Genomic DNA, 19,356 nt, shown 5'->3' with positions numbered 1-19,356 from the left:
AAATTAATTATATATAGCTGGCTATAATATTAATTAACAAAGAGATAATAACCAAATTAAATACGAAGGCGATGATGCTGTGTAGGGTAGCAAGCTTTCTACCTGCCTTTGAAGTAAAAGCAATATCAGCAGTTTGGCCTGAAGTACCAATGGCAACTGCACAATAAAAGAAATCTTCAAACTTAGCGTTTACTAGGGTTGCTGACTCAGCGCTGCTACCCTTATCCTCAACCATTGCCTCAGGAAACATAAAAGGTAGATTTGATTCGCTACGTTGTTTAGAGAAATACAAATAAGCGTATTGCATAGCAAAAATGACTTGTATCATCAGCCAAGTAATAAAAATAGTACTTACTGTAAGTGCAATAATTAAAATGCGTGCCGTACCTTGATAGTCTTTGCCAATCTGAGTTTGCCTAAAGATCGCTAATAAACAGATTAAACTTGCAGTACTGATGAGGCTCAAGATGATTACTTTGCCTTCATGATCTTCGTTTAGGTGACCATGAATGGTATTAGCGCGCATCATCATAATGATACTAACAATATAGATCAAAATAGCACTGTCCCAACCAATAATAAAGCGGGTACTAAAAGAGAGTGGCCATATTGCCGCTACTATTAAGCCAATAATTGCCCCACCTAATAGACTGCCTAATAAGCGCCAATGGCTAAGAAACATATTTGATACTCTTGTCATAGTGTCAATCAAACTTTATTCATTATGGTTCAGATCATAGTATCTATTGAGCACTACTTTTAACCAAGCTTCCAAATCCACCGGAGATGAGTAATGTGGTATCTGTTAATCCTTTAATAGGCTTCATGCCGGCTCCAAGTCCAGTCTCAATCCCTATATAACGTGGTTCCCACTGAGGATTGTACTTTTCTTTAAAATTACGTAAACCGGTAAAATTATAGTAGTTCTTGCCAAATCTAGTCACTGTATTGGTAACGTAGCGCCATTTTAACCCAATAATTTCAGCCTCAACTTGACTGTCTACTATATCTTGATTAATACCTTTTGAAACTTTATCTTCAAGGCTTAGCTTAGTCTGAGCTTCAAGTCCAGTAAATGGTGCCATACCTAAGCTAAAGTGGTGAAAACCCTGATCTTTCCCCCATATGAATAAATTTATAAACAAATAATCCATCATACTTTTAATGTGCTTACCTTCGCTATTATGAACGTTTTTATAGCGCATTAAATCAATAGATAATTCGTTATGCTGACCACTTTGCCAGATGTTAGCGAAAGCAACGATTTCATCTTGGTATTTCACTACCCCGCAATCAAAAAACTTTAAGTAGTTTTCATCAAAATATCCAAGCGAAAATCCTTTTTCTGCTGATTTTTTATCTTCTAAACAAATATCAGAAACTGCTTTTAATGCGCCAAGTACTGTTGGGACTTGCTGTTGAGGTATGACTTCAAAGCTAAGCCCATCCTTTGTACCACGACTAACGACTTGACGGAATTTAGAGTTTTTGCTTCCACTTAAGCCAAAAGCATCTAAGTCAACAATGGCTTCTTCACCGATTTTTAGCAGTTGTATGCTATTGTTATTGAATACATGCCGATATCTGTTACTGACTTCATAAAAGACACAAGTCCCACCGAAGCTTTGGCATAATTCGATGAACGTCTCAATTAAATCCCCAAACTCACTATCATCACCAATGGGATCAGACATAACAATCCAGCTTCTACCCTGAGTTTGGTACATAATAAAGCTATTGCCCTTGTCACTAAACAGTAGTTGTTTATCACCCAGCAAGCTTAAATTCGCAATCGAATAGGCGGATTTCTTTATCACTTCTTTAGCGGTAGCAATTTCTGCTTGGGTCGGCAAACTTGGTAGTGATTTTTTAAACCTAATGAGACTAAATAAAGCATAAGCAACGGTTAATATAGCGAGCATAGCGTATGAGCGTAAAAAACGTGCCCCACCATCTCCCGATACCGTCCACCATAAATCAGGGCTATAGGCTTCATGACGATGGACATACATACCAATCCAAAAAAGGCTGATTAAAAAAACCGATAATAAAATCAAGGTTTGTGAATTCAAACGTAAACTCATAATATTAGACTGACGGCTAAAGTACTTACGGTTAAAGCAGGCCACCGCAAACAATATAGTACAGACAATAGCGACTTCGATTTCTAGATGCTTGATCAGTAAAGTCACTATCGATGCGCCTAATAACCAGACTGAGATATGCTAAGCGCCATTCAAACGTTGATACAGTCCACGAGCCAATACTATCAGGGCAAAGCCCATCAGTGTGTTGAGTAGATAGGACGCTTCAATAATAGGTATCGGTATAAACTCTCCTAATAATAGCTCTCGGTTAGCAGCAGGCGGTAGAATGCTTAGTACTAACATAGTCATACCAAGGCCAGCGGTTGCTAACGCCAATAGCTGTGGCACCCATATATCAGGTAGGATTTTACGTTTTTTAGTGACATCCATACCTGAGCGTATATAAGCCTCATGCAAAAAGAACGATAATAAGCCGAGCACGAAAGGTATAAGGTAGTAAAGAATACGGAATAATAACAACACTGATAATAGTGTGGTCTTATCTACCTTAGGTAGTGAGGCCACCATCGAGAGCTCAAATACGCCAAGTCCGCCCGGAACATGACTGATGATACCGACAGCAATAGATTGTACGTAAGCTGAAAAAACTTCCAGATAGCTGACGGCCATGCTGGGAGGCAACAAGATATAAATAATGTAGGCTACTAGGGCAATATCAACCACTGCAAGAAATATTAGTTTTAGTAGTACTGTGGCAGGTGGTAGATGCAGCTGCCATTGCTTAATAGAAAACGCTCGTCCTAACTTGCCAGCAAATATGACACTAACAATAATCAGTACTAAGATAAGGATGCCGATCACTCTAAACGCCACCGGTGATACCTTGGTGAACACTGGAATAGTGTCAAGCAATTGCGCTAACATGTGTGGATTGAGCAGCAAAGAGGCACCAATAACGGTCATCATGCCATAACTAAAGGCTAGAGATACTAGCAAGATAATATTGGCTATCGGCGCACTCTCGATACCGTATTTGCCATAATAGCGAAAGCGTACAGCGCCAGCTGATAGCATGGACACACCCAACGTGTGACCAATTGAAAACGCTGTTAAAGAAGCATTCATAACTTTGAGATAAGGTATTTCAACTTTGAGATAGCGTATGGCAATCAAGTCATAAACGCTTAGCAGCATATAAGCGATGATGACCACTACAATGAATTTGAGCATCGTTAGGGGCGGGGTTGCCAAAATGACAGTCTTCATCTGTCCTATATCTAAGGTGTGAGCCATATGATAGAGCGACTTGGATGCCATAATAAACACTATGATTACAACAAGTGCAATCAGCCAATGCCAGTTGATTTTTATTTTCATCATATTCACTGTTTTTATGGACGTTATGAATCAAGCGACTTTAACAATACCAACTATTAGTCAAAAGACTGTATCTATTCAAAATTAAAATTTATTCATTACCTTACTTATAGCACGCTCTTGTAGCAAATATTACTCTAAAGTAAGACTCAACTTTTAGCTTCATGCTTTTTTAACACCCTCTTTGTAAGTCTCATAACCAACTAGGCCCACAATCATCATTAAAAATACGATGCTGATACTAGTAACGCCCAAACCCAGCCCACCATTTTTTATCGGCTGTGACAACCAATCACCAAGCGCCGCACCTAAAGGACGAGTCAAAATATAAGCTAGCCAAAAGCACCAGACATTATTAAGTTTTAGCGCATAAAATCCCACTGCAATAAGTGCAATGCCACTAGCAAATATAAGGGTAGAGTTTTGGTAACCAATTTTGAGCCCTTCTGCAAACCAGTCTCCTGCAGCAGTGCCCAGTGCGAAAGTGGCTAATATGGCAACCCAATAAAACAGTTCACGGGAAAATGTATCAACGTGATGGATAGATAGGGTTTTTTCTCTGGCGTACCAAATAGCGAACACGACTGCTAGCACCATACTAAAACCTATGGTCGAAACAGACAATGGGATACCCAAATTATCGGTCATATTATCAGTGATGAGCGTACCGAGTACACTGACGAATACTACGGTGAGCCAGTATTTCCACGGTATATAGTCTTTGGCTTTTAACTGTATTGTCAAGGCAATCAAAAACAGTACTGTCATGATAAGGGAAGTCGTCGGCAAACCCAGCTTAAAGTTAAAAATCATAAAATCGTCAGCCGTTTCACCCACGGTGGTCGACATCATTTTGATTAGCTAAAACACCAAAGTGATTTCTGGTACTTTATTGAACATATTTGGGTACTTTGATTGTTTGGATGGGCTATTTTCTGATAGCAGTGTTTGAGAGGACGTAGACATGAGCGCTTTCCTTTTTCAGGTAGTTCTAAGAGAGCATCAGTATTTGCTATGCTTTTAACTCATGTTAACTACTTAACTATTAAGAAAGCGTTAAGACACGATAAAAATCATCGGCTCACTTTTAAGATTCTTGTCCTCAGCTATTAATACCTTTAACGCAATAAATAGGCAATTATCATGTTCTATAGCATTATTAGCAGGCTCTTTATCTTGTAGTAGCAGTAGTGATAAATCATCAAAATAATCTTGGATGAAAATCTGCTTTATCTCGCCGAATTCACTGAAGCCAATAAGTATGAAGCCAGAAAACCTTGGCACTGTGTGATTCGAATCTCAACTTTGCTTACCTGGTATTTTCATAAAAACAATTCATACTATTTCTTTAATAGCTTCTATAAATCAATCCTCTCTTAACATTTTCTTAATGATGCTAATCTTATACTGGTATCCAAGTGCTGACCAATGCCTTTCTACACTGCAAGCATTACCACAATAATGATATTACTGATTACACTTTTGATTTTCAAATTTACCAAATGAGGTGACTTATGGACAAGGCAATAAAAGTGCAAAAATGGCCAGTTAGCAGCCGAATATTTCACTGGATAAGTGCGATTTTATTACTGCTAACTTGGATACTCATGGTGATATACCAAAATAATGAACAGGACTTATATATAAACTTGCATAAAGCCTTTGGTCTCAGTGTGTTGTTTTGGATGATTGCGCGTGTATTCAATCGTTTATTAATTAAAGTACCCGCAGCCGTTGTCATGCCAGAGTGGCAAAAAAAAATATCGCAGCTGACTCATTTTGCTCTTTATATACTTCTGATGGCGATGCCTGTGGCAGGGCTATTGATGTCCGTCTATGGTGGTCATCCAGTTGATATGTTTGGGCTGTTTGAAATTCCTGTTTTTGTAACCCCTAATCGTAGTACAGCACGCTTTTATGAAAATATACATACGGGTGTTATTTGGCCGATGATTATAACCTTTACTTTACTGCACATTGGCGCAGCACTCTATCATCAGTTCATTCTAAAAGACAAACTGATCAACCGTATGAAATAGTTGTTTTTAATCACCAGTCTAATAAAGGTGCCTCTATTATTTTTACTTACTAATTAAACTCTAAATTCCCGTTAAGCTTCTCTTAAGTTTCAGGTCGTATTATAGATTCATACCAACAAGGTAGCTGACAAAACCACTGAACGTAATGTCACAATCGACTTAATACAAAGGATGAAGCTTATGAAAAACTTATCGATGTTAACCAAATCAATGATTGTCGCTCTGACGGTTGCTGGTATCGGCGCAACTGCTATTGCAGCACCTGTTGCCAATACTAAAGCTGTGGCAAGCTCAAGTGAAGCGCTCAGCGCTATGCAAAGTAAAATTAGCCTAGCGCAGGCAATCAATATCGCCAAACAAAATGCTAAAGGCGATCTGGTCAGTGCAGAGTTTGATTATGACGACGATGATGCGACTAGCAAATATGAAATCGAGTTTGTGGGAAACGGTATTTCGTATGAAGTGAAGGTTGATGCCAATACCGGTAAAGTCCTCAAGACTAAGCAAGAGAAACTAGATAAAAAGGAGTTGGCTGAGTATAGCGCCATGAAGCAAGCCAAAGTTACGCTGACCAGTGCCATGCAGAAAGCAGCACAAAGTTTGAATGGCAAAGTCATCAGTGCTGAGTTTGAGCTAGAAAAAGGGCAGTCTGTTTATGACATTGAAGTTGTCAAAGGTAATCAAATATATGATGTGAGTATAGATGCCAATACTGGCAAAGTGTTAAGCAGTCAAGTTGATGTAGAAGGTGACGATTAAACTAAACGCTTAACTTATCCCCGTTAATTGTTAACTTATAACCCAAAGAATAGGCAATAGCCGATACTATGATAGACATGGTATCGGCTATTGCTTGTTCGTATTTAACTTCCAAGTCGTTAGTCTTAACGCTATCACAATAACGCTAGAGTAATTATTTTTTTGCGTTTTCTGCCCCTATAAGTCAATACTCCCTTAACGCTTTCTTAATCCCTACTGTCTTATACTGCTTAAAATTTACCATATACCTTGATATTAATGACTATTGAGAACTCAATATGAGCAATGAAAACCCTATTAATCTTGACGACAAAAAGATGAATTATGATACTTCGAGCCAAGAGATCTCTAATCCGCTGCTGGCAGCCGATAGTTATGCGAGTATTGCTAAAGGCAACAAAGGTCTTTCTCGTATTATAAAAGCCGCTGGCTATTCTCTAGATGGTTTTAAAGCCGCTTATAAATATGAGGCCGCTTTTAGACAAGTGTTTTGGCTCAACCTTGTATTATTTATTGCAATCATACTTATCCCTTTTGATATCAGCATAAAAATGATGCTGATAATTACCTCTTTCTTATCTCTTATTGTGGAGCTGTTTAATACTGGTATTGAAGCCAGTGTTGACCATACCTCAACAGAGCAACATCCGCTTGCCAAAATAGCTAAAGACGTGGGTTCTGCTGCACAGTTCTTGGTATTATTACTTTTGTTTATCTTGTGGGTAATGGCGTTATGGAACCTTTTATATTGAGCAATATTTGGATATTTTTGACTTAATATGATTTCAAAGGTGACTCAATGGCTTCAGCAAAAAATTCAACTGATTGGATGTGGCTCAAACTGCTGTGCTTAACCATTATTGCGGCACTGACGTTTGAGCACAGCCAATTTGATGTTCGTATTAGTGAACTTTTCTATACAAATGGACATTGGTTACTTGAAAAAGACGCACAACCTTATGCGTTTGTCTTTTATGACTTTCCTAAATTGTTATTAATATTATTCGGCGTCTATTTAATAACCGTTTTAATTTGGCGCTATTGGCAAAGTCGGCACTCTAACACTGTGGATGCTCAAGCGTTTTTTATTAGACCCATCGCAGCATTGTCTAGCCGAGAAATAGCTTATCTATTAATCACTATAATTATAGTGCCTACAGTTGTCGCAACGCTCAAAAGCTTTACCTATGTTAGTTGCCCAAATACTTTATCTTTATTTAATGGTCACTTGCCATACCTGAATCTGTGGCAAGACATGATAGCTATGACACCAGGAAAATGTTTCCCAGCAGCTCATGCCAGCGCAGGGTTTTCTTTATATGGATTGGCGTTTTTACCGACATTACAAAAACACCGTTATAAAATTTTTGTAGTCGTCACAGTTTTAGGATGGACGATGGGGCTATATAAAATGTCTTTTGGCGACCATTTTTTTAGTCATACCTTAGTATCGATGCTGCTAGCATGGACGATAGCTTGTGGATTGGCGATGTTTTTCTTTGGTAGAACCAATATGAACAAAGAATGAATTTCTCACTTTAACCGTATTATAAGATAATGAATATAGTCCCACATCAAACCAGCATATTCATATCAACCGCATTTCTAAATCAATAACATATCGTTTTTTATCAATGCCATGACATATCACTCGCGGCTTCATTATTTAATTCTTTTATCTTCCTAAGCTCACCTTAAGATTTGTTTGTTGTAATAGCGATAAGACAGACGATGCTAACTCTAGTCTGCTTACGATACCTCGCTTAGCTTTTGTTTATAGCAGCAGGATATCGTCAATCAATAAACAACTTATTAAGGGAGTGACAACCATGCGCCAACAAGACATGCTTGATGTGGTCGACGACTCTGTCATAAAATCACCTAGCAATCCTAAAACTAGGCAAGTCAAAGTTTGGGATATTCTAGTAAGATTTACCCACTGGACAGTCGCGGCTGGTATTATTGCCAATCTACTCTTTACCGAAAATGGCAGCGATCTTCACGTCTATGTCGGCTATACCGTGGTAGGACTAGTGGTTCTACGCTTACTTTGGGGGCCGATAGGGACACGCTATGCGCGCTTTACGAACTTCTTCCCAACACCGACAAGACTTAAACGTCACTTATCAGCTTTAAGTATTCGCCGCGTCGATGAGCAACATCTCGGTCATAACCCATTAGCAGCCATTATGATGCTATCGTTATGGGCAGTGATTATAGGGCTAGGGATAACCGGCTATCTAATGGAATCTCATATTTTTAGTCATATACAGCTACTTGGTAATAAAGATTTACTTGAAGAGGTACACGAGTTATTAGCAAACAGCTTATATCTGCTCGTTCCTCTACATATCATCGCTGCGATTGCCATGAGCTATTGGCAACGCCAGAATCTGATTAAATCGATGATAACTGGGAAGAAAACGGTGACAGATAAGACGTCAGATATGGAATAGACAAAGCGGCAGAATAAATAAAGCGATGGAATACATATGGCACGCATATTACTGATAGAAGACGATAGCAGCATTGCTGAAGGTATTATCCTCGGCTTAAAAAGTCACGGTATGATGGTCGATTGGTTTAGTGATGCCAAACAAGGTGAAATGGCGTTGCAAGATGGTATGTTTGATGCGGTACTGCTTGATTTGACCTTGCCAAAAGGTGACGGTATGACTGTGCTGCAAAACTGGCGAGCCAAACAGATAGATACACCAGTATTAATTATCACAGCACGCGATGCGATTGCCAATCGGGTGGCAGGACTTAATGCTGGCGCTGATGATTATTTGGTCAAGCCGTTTGCTTTAGATGAAGTAATTGCCCGCCTGCAAGCATTAATACGACGCAGTCAAGGACGTAGCCAACCTGAAATTCGTTATGGTGAAGTCACCTATCAGCCTCACAATCAGCAAGTGTCTTATCAAGGTCAAATTGTTGAACTGACCATTAAAGAAGTTGCCATATTAGAGCACATGCTGACCCATCCTAAGCAAATCCACAGCCGAGCAAGCTTAGAAGATAAGCTATATGGCTGGCAACAAGATATTGAAAGTAATGCTATTGAAGTACATATCCATCATTTACGTAAAAAACTGGGTAATGACTTTATCTTAACCAAACGTGGTATCGGCTATTATCTGAATCCAGCCTATAATTATGGTTAGCTCTCACTAGTCATTATCGTATCGACCTTTAGCTTATCAACTTCGTCTCTTAATATGTGAGCCTATGAAAAGTATCCAGCAGCGGCTATTAATATCTCTACTAATTGGTCTACCTTTGCTATGGGTACTTACCTCCAGCTTTATTGCATGGCGTCTTTGGCACGAAATCAATGAGATGAACGATACCCAGATTACTCAAGTTGCGCGTTACTTAATAGGTGTTACTCCTAAAGAAGATAAAGATAGTCATCAGAGAGATGAGGATGGAAATAAAAGTAAAAACAAGCATGCTGCCAAAATATACAACTTAGACAGCAAACAGCTATCAGGTGACCTTGGTGAAGCTGAAGACGACTATATGGGCTTTGCCATTTGGGATAGAAAAGGACGCCTATTGATGGCTGATGAAAATGGTCAGTCATTTGCTTTTTTGCCAGACCAACGTGGGTTTTTAGAAGAACAGGATTCTGCCTATCAGCGCCTGAACCCTTTTAGTAAGCGCTGGCGTTTATTTTATGTGCATGATAACCATGACGATAAGCACGAAGGTCGGGTGATTGCTGTCGGCCAAAACCTTGAATCTCGCCAAGGGATGATTGTTGATGCTATGTCCGTACAAGTGCTACCAATGTTAATTGGGCTATTTGCCTTTATGGCTTTGGTGGTTTTATTGATTCGACGTGGGTTTATGCCGTTAACTCAGATCAGTGCCGAGCTTGAGCAACGTCAACCACAAGACGATAGTCCCATTACTGCCGATGTACCGAAAGAGATTCAGCCTTTGGTGATAGCATTGAATGCTTTATTTGTGAAAGTTGCGGATACCTTAGCCCGTGAGCAACGTTTTACGGCTGACGCTTCGCATGAGCTCAGAAGCCCACTGGCGGCATTAAAATTACAAGCTGACTTATTACAGCAGCAGATATTGCAATTGTCTGGCTTAGAATCTGGCGGGGAAGATGAGAATCAGCTGTTCTATCATGCCCAGAGAATTAGTAATGGTATTGAGCGCGCCACTCATTTAGTCGATCAACTGCTGATTTTAGCCAAAATAGAGCCGCAACAGCTGCTGCCCCCTAAACAACTAGAAAGTCCGGATTGGCTACTGCTTACAGATATTATACTCAGTGATGTCAACCGCCTCGCTCGCGAAAAGCACATTCAATTAAAACGTACCGTGAACTGTGATAATTCTACTGACATTCTCCCCATCCTTATCAATCCCATTTTATTTAAACTGTTAATCCGTAACCTGTTAGACAACGCTATTCGCTATTGTCCCGAAGGCTCGTTGATTGAGCTGCAGCTGGCTAGCAATGCCATTAGCGTGGTTGATAATGGCTTAGGTGTAGAGCCAGAACAACTCACTCGCTTAAGCGAACGCTTTTATCGTCCAGCAGGTCAAAGCCAATTAGGTAGCGGTCTCGGGCTATCAATCGCCAATCGAATAGCAGAGCTTCATGGTCTCAAATTGGAATTTACCAACCGCTCCGAGCCAGAAACAGGCTTTATCGTAACAGTTAGAAATAAAAATGAACTATAAGCATTTAAAACAAGCTGTCTTAAGCTTGATTTAATATTCACCCCGTATGCTATTTGTATTCCCTAATAACATATACGGAGTACATGCTATGAGCCTACCTCTATTAAAACCCTTATTATTGACTGTCGGTGCGACCTCACTAGTATTCTTTGGTGGCGTCATCGCCTTATCTACTCAGTCGTCTAACGCTGATAACGTCCTATCAGTAGCAAACTCCGTCACGCAATCTCAATCTACCCAGCCGTCATTCCTTGCTACGCTCAGCGCTGTGCAAGCAACCGCGCTTACCAAAAAAGACACGCCTGATGCGATATTGCAGGCGACCCCAGAGCTTATCAACTATAACGGCACAGCTGCCTATGAAGTGCTATTAGACAGTGGCGCCACTTATATTGATGCCAATCTTGGTGCCGTCCTAAATCCAATCGTTACCAACAATGATTACGTTGAGAATGACGATCATGACTCTAAAGATAAGCATGCTGACAAACATAAAGCGGATAAACACCATAGCAAAAAACACGATGACAAACGCTATAAAGAAAGTGAGCGTTTAATCGCTACCAGCTATCAGCAACATGATGAAGATGGCTTTGATGAGGCTAGCTATTATGACTAATACTAAATCACATCAGCTTAAAGTCCTTAATTCAGCCGCTACTAAAACTGTTAAAAAAGCAGATCCTTTTGCCTCTCTTAAGAGCAGCATTATGATTGTCTCGATTGCAGGCACCATGGCGGGATGGCTAGTATTACTTAATCAAGAGACAGACACGCCAGCTATGAATACTGCGGTGTTGAGCGCTAGCGTTCCTCAGAATAGCGAAATCGCTGCTGAGCCAGTGCCAATTGTGGATATCAGCAAGTTGCGACAGGTCAATGAAGTGGTGCCTGTTGAGACAATAAGGGTAGTCGCTCGTACACGTTCTTCTCAATAAGTAAAAAGAATAACGCTGATTGAATTTAAGTTTGTGGTAAGGGAGACAGCAAATGCAAACCAATATGCCCGATAAAAATATACCTGAACTGGCAACGATTAAACTATTTGCCATGGGTTGCCACATTCAAGTTAACTTAAATATTACAAGGCTGAGTACGCAGTACTCACAGATGGGAATAGACCAACAAGTCGATTTTCTGACGAGTGATGTGCAGCAGCGTATAGTGCACTGGGAGCAAATCTTCAGTCGCTTTGATGACAGCAGTGAGCTAATGAGACTTAATAACCATACCAATCATTGGTCTGAAGTGAGTGCAGAGTTATTCGAAGTTTTACAACGCGCTATTCATTTTGTCTCAAAGACTGAAGGTTTGGTAACACCGACCTTGCTTAAAGAGCTTTTGGCAACGGGCTATCAGCATTCATTTGAGACTTTGCCCAAAATATCTGTGCCATGCGTGCCCATTACTAGTTCAAAGGCTAGCTCATCAAAGATTAGCTCAAATACATCCTCAAACATTAACTTAAATACCAGTACAGATTTGCAAGATGCCTCTATAACCAACTGTTTTAAATTAAACCACGCCAATCAACAGATAGGACGTATCCAACTTCGCCAATTAGCTGACGGGCAGCATCAAGTATACCTTCCAACTGGCATAGCACTAGATTTAAACGGTTATGTCAAAGGCTGGTGCGCCATGCAATTGGCTAAGCATATTAGCCACATTCATGATTGGAAAATCCCCTGTTTAGTCGATATGGGCGGAGATATCGCGATTGGCGTTCCAACAGAGCAAATAGATAAACCCATTACGTGGGGCGTTGCCATTGCCAAACCTTATCTTTTTGATGGTGAGCAGGTTCAAGACGATGAAGATGTCGCTATTCTTAAGCTTAGCTCCGGTGCCGTCGCTACCTCTGGGCAAGACTATCGTCGCTGGTGGCATAACGGTCGTTGGCAATACCATTTAATCCACCCTCATTATTCTCGTCCAGTAAGCAGTGATGTCCTAACCGCCACTGTACTTGCCACAGATACGCTAATGGCAGAGGTCTACGCTAAATATTGTGTACTTCTTGGTGTTACGGAGGCGATGGCATGGCTTAATAAACATGCTATTGCTGCATTGTTAATCGATATAAATAACAAAGTGTTAGTGACATCTGCTATGCATCCAAATTTAGTCCAAGCAAACTTGATTACTGCTATAGGAGCATAGCCATGCATATCGATAATCCTGTTAGCAGTCACACTGCCTCCAATACAAATCTTCTTACTCAGGCGCTATGGATTGGATTGATTTTAAGCATTGCGATTGGAGTTGGTAGCTATGCACTATTGACGTGGGGAGAGGCAGCTGCCCAGCTACTGACAACCACGGATAAACACTTTTGGTATTTATCACGGGCAAGTGATGTTATCGCCTACACTTTGTTTTGGTTAGCAGTCGTTTTTGGCCTATTGCTAAGTACGCGTTTAGGCAAGCATTTTAATGCAGCGCGGGTATTTGCCTTACATCAGTATTTAAGCCTGATTGCGGTGGGCTTTGCAGCGTTTCATGCGGATATCTTATTAGCGGATAACCTTTTAAACCTTAACCTGTGGCAAATCTTACTACCTTTTGGTTTTCAGACTGAGCGTGGGGGCGTTGCATTAGGGCAATTGGGGTTTTGGCTCTTATTCATCTGTGCCTTTAGCTTTTATATCAAGAAATATATTGGGCAATCAGCATGGCGTTGGCTACACTTTTTAACTTTTATGGCTTATACGTTTATCAGCATTCATGTATTTATAGTGGGCTCAGACAGTCAAGCGCTGCCTTTATTAGTGTTTTATGCTGGTAGTCAGACGTTGGTATTTTTACTGATGACCTATCGATTGGTGGCGCTAAAACAAGCCAAATAATTATCCATTAAGAGTTGTGAAGTTGTGAGCAGTTATAAGCTAAACTGATATATTCAAATTCAAATTCATAATGCTCGAGGGTATCTATGCAGCACTCTATTCATGATGAAGTACATTTAAGCAATCGCAATCATTGGTTGAGAGCAGCAGTATTGGGAGCAAATGATGGCTTGATTTCAACCGCTAGCTTGCTGGTCGGTGTCGCTGCCGCAAGTACGAGTAGTCAGACATTACTACTAACAGGAATGGCTGCGTTAACCGCAGGTGCTTTATCGATGGCAGCTGGCGAGTATATTTCAGTCTCGTCTCAAGCAGATACCGAAAAGGCAGATTTGGATAAAGAGTTGCATGAGCTGACTCATAACGCTGAGCGCGAGCTGTTTGAGCTGACAAAAATTTATGAGACGCGTGGACTCGATCACGTATTGGCACATCAAGTTGCGGTAGCATTGACTGAGCACAATGCACTTGAAGCTCATGCCCGCGATGAGATTGGCTTAACAGATTTAAGTCAAGCAAAACCGATTCATGCGTCAGTGGCTTCTGGATTATCCTTCATTGCTGGCGCGATATTACCGATTATTGGCATTCTGCTGTTGCCGGCGCAAACACTGGTTTGGTCATTATCATCTTTGACCATAATAGGCTTAGCGCTACTTGGGGTAATATCGGCGCGTTTGGGCGGCGCACCTGTTATTCCTGCTACTGCTAGAGTCGTGATTTGGGGCGTGCTAGCAATGGTTGCTACCTCATTGATTGGACGCCTATTTGGGGTGGCGGTCTAGCGTTCACTGTATCTCTGAAAACGACCTATCAATTAAAACTATTCCTAACATTAGCCATCACCTTAACGCTATCTTAACGGCAAGCTAAGTTATGATGATAGAGGTAGAAATAGAAGGGCATGATATATTGGCTCATGGTGCAAAAATCACATCAGTTATTTAACAAGGTATTTTAATGAGTCAGGTAAGCGCGTGGGTACTGGTTATCATGGCAAAATTTGGCTATCTCGGTATTATCTTTGCTATGTTTGCTGAAAACGTTTTTCCGCCCATACCTTCTGAGCTTATCATGCCAGCCGCTGGTTTTGCGGTAGCAAGAGGTGATTTAAACTTAATATTAGTCATCTTAGCAGGTACGCTTGGCTCGGTACTTGGCGCACTGCCGCTATATTACCTAGGGCGCTTACTGAATGAAGATCGCCTAATGGTATTTACGCAAAAGTATGGCAAATACGTGTTCGTTAAGCCTAGCGATATACAGTCCTCTAGTGTTTGGTTTGATAAACATGGCAGCAAGGCTGTCTTCTTTGGACGTATGCTGCCGGGTATTCGCTCATTTATATCCATCCCTGCGGGAATGAGTAAAATGCCGATTCTTCCTTTTTTGGCATTTACTGCTTTGGGCTCAAGCATTTGGACAAGCTTATTGACCGTTGCTGGCTATTATTTTGGTGAGAATTACGAAGTGATTGAGACTATGCTAGCACCGTACTCTAAGGGTTTCTTATTACTCGCTGTGGTTATTATTATTGCTTGGTTTATGAAACGTCGTTTAATGGCTCGACGTAATATCAATAATATTTAATTGAAAACGTAGTTTTTTATCTGCTGTAATGAACGACCCTTGTATTTAGTTTAATAAGATAGGGCTAGTAAAAGTTTACGAAGCGTGTCATAAGTAAGATTACACAACAAAGGAATGTTGTCATGAGCCAGCTTGTATTTGACAAAGTCGTATTACGTTACTACAAGTCGTTAGGGATATTATTATTACTGGCAGGTTATACGGTTGGCAGCCATGCAGCCACCTATAAAATTGAGCCTGACCATTCCAACGTACGCTTCGCTATTGACCACCTCAAAACCTCTGCTACCACTGGCGGCTTCTATAATGTGACCGGAATACTCCAGTATGATCCGAGCGCAAAAACCGGCGACATCTCCCTTATTATTCCCATAAAATCCTTAAACACTGGTAACAAGATTTTTAATCTTAAACTGATGGGACCTGATTTTTTTAATATGGAACAGTATCCATTAGCACGTTTTGAATCTACCAAATGGCATTTCACCTCTGACAAAGACAATCCAAAGGTCACACAAGTGGATGGCAAGCTGACCCTAAACGGTCAGACCCATCCTATTAGCTTACTGGCGACCAAATTTAATTGTTACCTGAGCTCTCCAATGAATAGAACGGTCTGTGGCGGCAATTTTACCGCCACGATTGACCGTACTCAGTGGAATATCAAAAAATATGTCTTATTCGGCATGACTAAAAATCTGACTTTAAATATTCAAGTTGAAGCAGCTAAACAGTAGCTTTTCCAGTTCAGTAAAAAATCAGCGAGTTATAGAGCGATAGCCAAAGTTAATAAAAATGAGTTTTTGCCAGCCTAGCGAGGATACTATGAAGCCAATTTCTATAATGTTATCAGCACTTGCACTTAGTATGGCTTCCAGCGCTATCATGGCTGATAGCGCTGGCTTACCTCATGTAATAAGCCAGCTTAATATTAGTCCCGCTATTAGCTTGCCCAATGTAAGTCCTATGAATAGCGATTTAGCCAATCGCGGCGCCTATATTGCCCGTACTGCTGACTGTATGGCTTGTCATCGCGAGGACTATAGCGGCGGCGTCGCGATTGAAACACCGATTGGTAATATCTACTCGACCAATATCACGCCATCCACGCGTTATGGTATCGGCAATTATACCGAAGCCGACTTTAAAAAAGCGCTGCAAAAAGGTCGTGCACCCACGCATCAGCTTTATCCTGCGATGCCGTATCCGTCTTATCATGGTATAGCTGATGCGGATATCAGTGCACTATTTGCTTACTTTCAAACCGTACCTCCAGTAGAAGAGTCGCCTGAAAAAATAACTAAGCTACCATTTCCGTTAAATATCCGCACTTTGATGCTGGCTTGGAACGTAATTAATGTACCTTCTACCGAAAACCGTACAGGGCTCACCCAAACCCAGCAACGCGGTGAATATCTCGTTAATAACTTAGAGCATTGCGGCACTTGTCATACCCCACGCAACCTTACGCAAGGTCTTGATAAGAAAAAATATTTATCTGGTGCGCCGCTTGGTAAATGGTATGCACCTAACATTACCCCAGATAATGACAGTGGTATCGGGCGTTGGAGCGAGAATGATATCGTCACTTATCTACGTACTGGCATGCTCGATAAACGCGCTTATGCTGGTGGACCTATGGCTGAAGCGGTCGCCCATAGTACCCGCTATCTAAGCGATGACGACTTAAGCGCCATGGCTGCTTATTTAAAAGTCGTCCCTATCCTCAAGACTGACGATTACGTGATACCTATAGATACATCACGGCTGCCTAATCCGGTCAGCAGCTCTATTACTTATAACTTAATAGAGCAAAAAGACTATTTAGCGCAGGCAAAAACATCTACGAATGCTCATTCTAATAATGACCGCAACTCATCAAAAGCGCTATATCTTGCTGCCTGTGGCAGCTGTCATGGGGTCGATGGTTACGCGCAGCCCGATGCTCGTTACGCCTCTATCGTAGGACTGAGTAGTATTCGTCGCGTTAAGCCAGACGCACTGATTAACGTTATTGCTTATGGTGCAAAAGGGGCGTTAAACACAGCACCCAAAATGCCCGGCTTCGAGAAAGAGTTAAGTCATGCGCAGATTGCCAGTATTACCAATTACGTGCGGATAAATTTCGGTGGTCTACCAACTAGTGATGTCAGTGCTGCTGACGTCAAACGCATCTTAAAGTAAGGATTATTAACCTCACTATTAATCTAGCTATAAAAACACCTAGTACCACCTGATGTCATGGACGAATGCTCTATAACAAGGATAATAAAATGAACGATATGCTTCAATCGCCCACACGTCGGCAACTGCTGTCAATGATTGGTAAGACCGCAGGAGCGACGGCAATGTATCAGGCGATGACCACATTGGGCTTTGCCTCTGAATCTAGCTTTAAACAAGAGATGAATCTAAAGGGTGCACCTGCTGGCGCTAGCATTGTGATACTTGGCGCAGGATTGGGCGGGCTTACCGCTGCTTATGAGCTCCGTAAAGCCGGCTATAAAGTGACGGTTCTTGAATTTCAAAATCGCGGTGGTGGTCGCAGTTGGACACTAAACGCTGGTGATAAATATACTGAGCTTGGTGGCGGCGAGGTGACTTGCGACTTTAAAAAAGGCAACTACTTTAACGGTGGGCCATGGCGGTTGCCGGTTCATCATTATGCTGTATTCCATTATTGTAAAAAATTCGGTGTAGCACTACAGCCTTTTATACAAACTAATGACCGCGCTTATTTGCACCGTACCAGCCATTTTAATGGCGCACCGCAACGCTTAGGCGAGGTGCAAAGCGACATACGTGGCTATGTCTCAGAGCTATTATCTAAAGCGGTCAATACCGGTAGCCTTGATAAGACGGTCAATAAAGAGGATAAAGAAAAGCTATTAGAAGGTTTAAAGGGCTGGGGTGTCCTTGATAACAATTATCGCTATGTTAAAAGCCATGAAACCAGTAAGCATCGTGGCTATAGTGTTTATCCGGGTGGCGGTTTGATGCCTGATGCCAAACCCTCGACGCTAATACCGATGAACAAACTATTAAATTCAGGCATGTGGTCAGATATTTATAACAACTATACGATATATGACCATCAACCAGCGATGTTCCAGCCTGTCGGCGGTATGGGAAAAATTGGTGATGCCTTCACTCGCGAATGCCGCGATATGATTACGTTCAATGCTAAAGTCACTAAAATTTATCAAGATGAGAGCGGCGTCACTGTCGATTACGTCGATAGCAATAGCATCAGTAATAATCTAGATGGCGAAACTAAAACTGTACGTGCTGACTGGTGTATTTGCAATATTCCACTATCAGTATTGACCCAGATTGACATTAATGTCTCAGCGCCGATGAAGCAAGCAATGGCAGCCGTCCCTTATGACACCTCTTATAAAGTAGGCTTGGAGTTTAAACGGCGCTTTTGGGAGGAAGACGAATGGATTTATGGCGGTATCACTTATACTGACATGCCCATCTCACAAATATCCTATCCTTCACACGATATGTTTACCACTGGCTCAGGGGTGCTACTCGGTGCCTATGGATTTGGCGAAGCCTCTTATAAATTTAATACCCTTACTCCAAAAGAGCGCATCGATTCGGCACTACAGTATGGCAAACATATCCACCCGCAATATACCAAAGAGTTTCGCTCTGGGACGTCCGTCGCTTGGCATCGTATTCCATGGTCGCTCGGTTGCTATGGCATTTGGAGTGAAGCAAGCCGTGATCAGTACTACGATACGCTATGCGCGATTGATCACCGTATCGTGCTAGCAGGTGAGCACTGCTCGCATATCCCAGCATGGCAAGAAGGCGCAATTTTATCTGGCATGGATGCCGCTCAGCGACTACACCAAAAGGCAAAAACGCTCGGCTAGTCGGAATGGTTGTTGATTAACGGCATTGATTGGTGGCGTTGATTAGCAGCATTGATGAGTAACACTGCTTAAGAAGTGATAACGATAATGAATGTAG

20 protein-coding genes are annotated in these 19,356 nt (G+C 41.4%); 16 read left to right on the top strand and 4 right to left on the bottom strand.

The genetic code is table 11. From position 1 onward, the window contains the following. Positions 1–7: 7 nt before the first annotated feature. From ACMHKH_RS06470 to ACMHKH_RS06455, 4 genes are all read right to left on the bottom strand, one after another. A complete protein-coding gene (locus ACMHKH_RS06470; protein WP_413519820.1) occupies positions 8–700 on the bottom strand; it encodes a DUF1345 domain-containing protein in 693 nt (230 codons plus the stop codon). Positions 701–743: 43 nt separating this feature from the next. Then, a complete protein-coding gene (locus tag ACMHKH_RS06465; protein WP_413519819.1) occupies positions 744–2,072 on the bottom strand; it encodes a phosphatidylglycerol lysyltransferase domain-containing protein in 1,329 nt (442 codons plus the stop codon). Between the two features lie 153 nt (positions 2,073–2,225). Beyond that, complete coding sequence (locus tag ACMHKH_RS06460) at positions 2,226–3,425, bottom strand: lysylphosphatidylglycerol synthase domain-containing protein (protein WP_413519847.1); 1,200 nt, start codon at positions 3,423–3,425, stop codon at positions 2,226–2,228. A gap of 162 nt (positions 3,426–3,587) precedes the next feature. Beyond that, positions 3,588–4,277, bottom strand: coding sequence for a hypothetical protein (locus ACMHKH_RS06455; protein WP_413519818.1), 690 nt, complete (start codon positions 4,275–4,277; stop codon positions 3,588–3,590). Positions 4,278–4,939: 662 nt separating this feature from the next. Between ACMHKH_RS06455 and ACMHKH_RS06450 the strand changes: the two genes are divergently transcribed. From ACMHKH_RS06450 to ACMHKH_RS06375, 16 genes are all read left to right on the top strand, one after another. Next, positions 4,940–5,464, top strand: coding sequence for a cytochrome b (locus ACMHKH_RS06450; RefSeq protein WP_413519817.1), 525 nt, complete (start codon positions 4,940–4,942; stop codon positions 5,462–5,464). 180 nt (positions 5,465–5,644) lie between these two features. Further along, a complete protein-coding gene (locus ACMHKH_RS06445; RefSeq protein ID WP_413519816.1) occupies positions 5,645–6,223 on the top strand; it encodes a PepSY domain-containing protein in 579 nt (192 codons plus the stop codon). A gap of 317 nt (positions 6,224–6,540) precedes the next feature. After that, entirely contained in the window at positions 6,541–6,975 is a 435-nt protein-coding gene (locus ACMHKH_RS06440; RefSeq protein WP_413519846.1) for a diacylglycerol kinase, read from the top strand. A gap of 47 nt (positions 6,976–7,022) precedes the next feature. Beyond that, positions 7,023–7,751 (top strand): PAP2 family lipid A phosphatase, encoded by a 729-nt coding sequence (locus ACMHKH_RS06435; protein WP_413519815.1) that lies wholly within the window; start codon positions 7,023–7,025, stop codon positions 7,749–7,751. Positions 7,752–8,052: 301 nt separating this feature from the next. After that, positions 8,053–8,679 carry a cytochrome b/b6 domain-containing protein gene (locus tag ACMHKH_RS06430; protein WP_413519814.1) on the top strand — a complete coding sequence of 209 codons (627 nt, stop codon included), beginning with the start codon at positions 8,053–8,055 and terminating at the stop codon, positions 8,677–8,679. 36 nt (positions 8,680–8,715) lie between these two features. Beyond that, a complete protein-coding gene (locus tag ACMHKH_RS06425; protein WP_413519813.1) occupies positions 8,716–9,390 on the top strand; it encodes a response regulator in 675 nt (224 codons plus the stop codon). Positions 9,391–9,454: 64 nt separating this feature from the next. Continuing rightward, positions 9,455–10,933, top strand: a complete 1,479-nt coding sequence (locus tag ACMHKH_RS06420; RefSeq protein WP_413519812.1) for an ATP-binding protein — start codon at positions 9,455–9,457, stop codon at positions 10,931–10,933. Between the two features lie 88 nt (positions 10,934–11,021). Then, a complete protein-coding gene (locus ACMHKH_RS06415; protein ID WP_413519811.1) occupies positions 11,022–11,552 on the top strand; it encodes a hypothetical protein in 531 nt (176 codons plus the stop codon). Then, the gene (locus ACMHKH_RS06410; RefSeq protein WP_413519810.1) at positions 11,545–11,871 is read left to right on the top strand and encodes a hypothetical protein; all 327 of its coding nucleotides are present in this window, start codon (positions 11,545–11,547) and stop codon (positions 11,869–11,871) included. Before ACMHKH_RS06415 ends, ACMHKH_RS06410 begins: the two co-directional genes overlap by 8 nt. Positions 11,872–11,923: 52 nt before the next feature. Then, entirely contained in the window at positions 11,924–13,096 is a 1,173-nt protein-coding gene (locus tag ACMHKH_RS06405; RefSeq protein WP_413519809.1) for an FAD:protein FMN transferase, read from the top strand. Positions 13,097–13,098: 2 nt separating this feature from the next. Continuing rightward, on the top strand, positions 13,099–13,782 hold the full coding sequence (locus tag ACMHKH_RS06400) for a ferric reductase-like protein (RefSeq protein ID WP_413519808.1): 684 nt from the start codon (positions 13,099–13,101) through the stop codon (positions 13,780–13,782). Between the two features lie 86 nt (positions 13,783–13,868). Continuing rightward, a complete protein-coding gene (locus tag ACMHKH_RS06395; RefSeq protein WP_413519807.1) occupies positions 13,869–14,567 on the top strand; it encodes a VIT family protein in 699 nt (232 codons plus the stop codon). Positions 14,568–14,742: 175 nt separating this feature from the next. Beyond that, the gene (locus ACMHKH_RS06390; RefSeq protein WP_413519806.1) at positions 14,743–15,372 is read left to right on the top strand and encodes a DedA family protein; all 630 of its coding nucleotides are present in this window, start codon (positions 14,743–14,745) and stop codon (positions 15,370–15,372) included. Positions 15,373–15,494: 122 nt separating this feature from the next. Continuing rightward, positions 15,495–16,109, top strand: a complete 615-nt coding sequence (locus ACMHKH_RS06385; RefSeq protein ID WP_413519805.1) for a YceI family protein — start codon at positions 15,495–15,497, stop codon at positions 16,107–16,109. 88 nt (positions 16,110–16,197) lie between these two features. Next, a complete protein-coding gene (locus ACMHKH_RS06380; RefSeq protein WP_413519804.1) occupies positions 16,198–17,556 on the top strand; it encodes a cytochrome c in 1,359 nt (452 codons plus the stop codon). 89 nt (positions 17,557–17,645) lie between these two features. After that, positions 17,646–19,259 carry a flavin monoamine oxidase family protein gene (locus ACMHKH_RS06375; protein WP_413519803.1) on the top strand — a complete coding sequence of 538 codons (1,614 nt, stop codon included), beginning with the start codon at positions 17,646–17,648 and terminating at the stop codon, positions 19,257–19,259. Positions 19,260–19,356 lie beyond the last annotated feature (97 nt).

Source organism: Psychrobacter glacincola, assembly GCF_965118485.1.
GTDB classification, from domain to species: Bacteria; Pseudomonadota; Gammaproteobacteria; order Pseudomonadales; family Moraxellaceae; genus Psychrobacter; species Psychrobacter glacincola_D.
The sequence above is the reverse complement of the archived record's forward strand: the minus strand, read 5'-3'. Positions and strand labels throughout refer to the sequence as shown.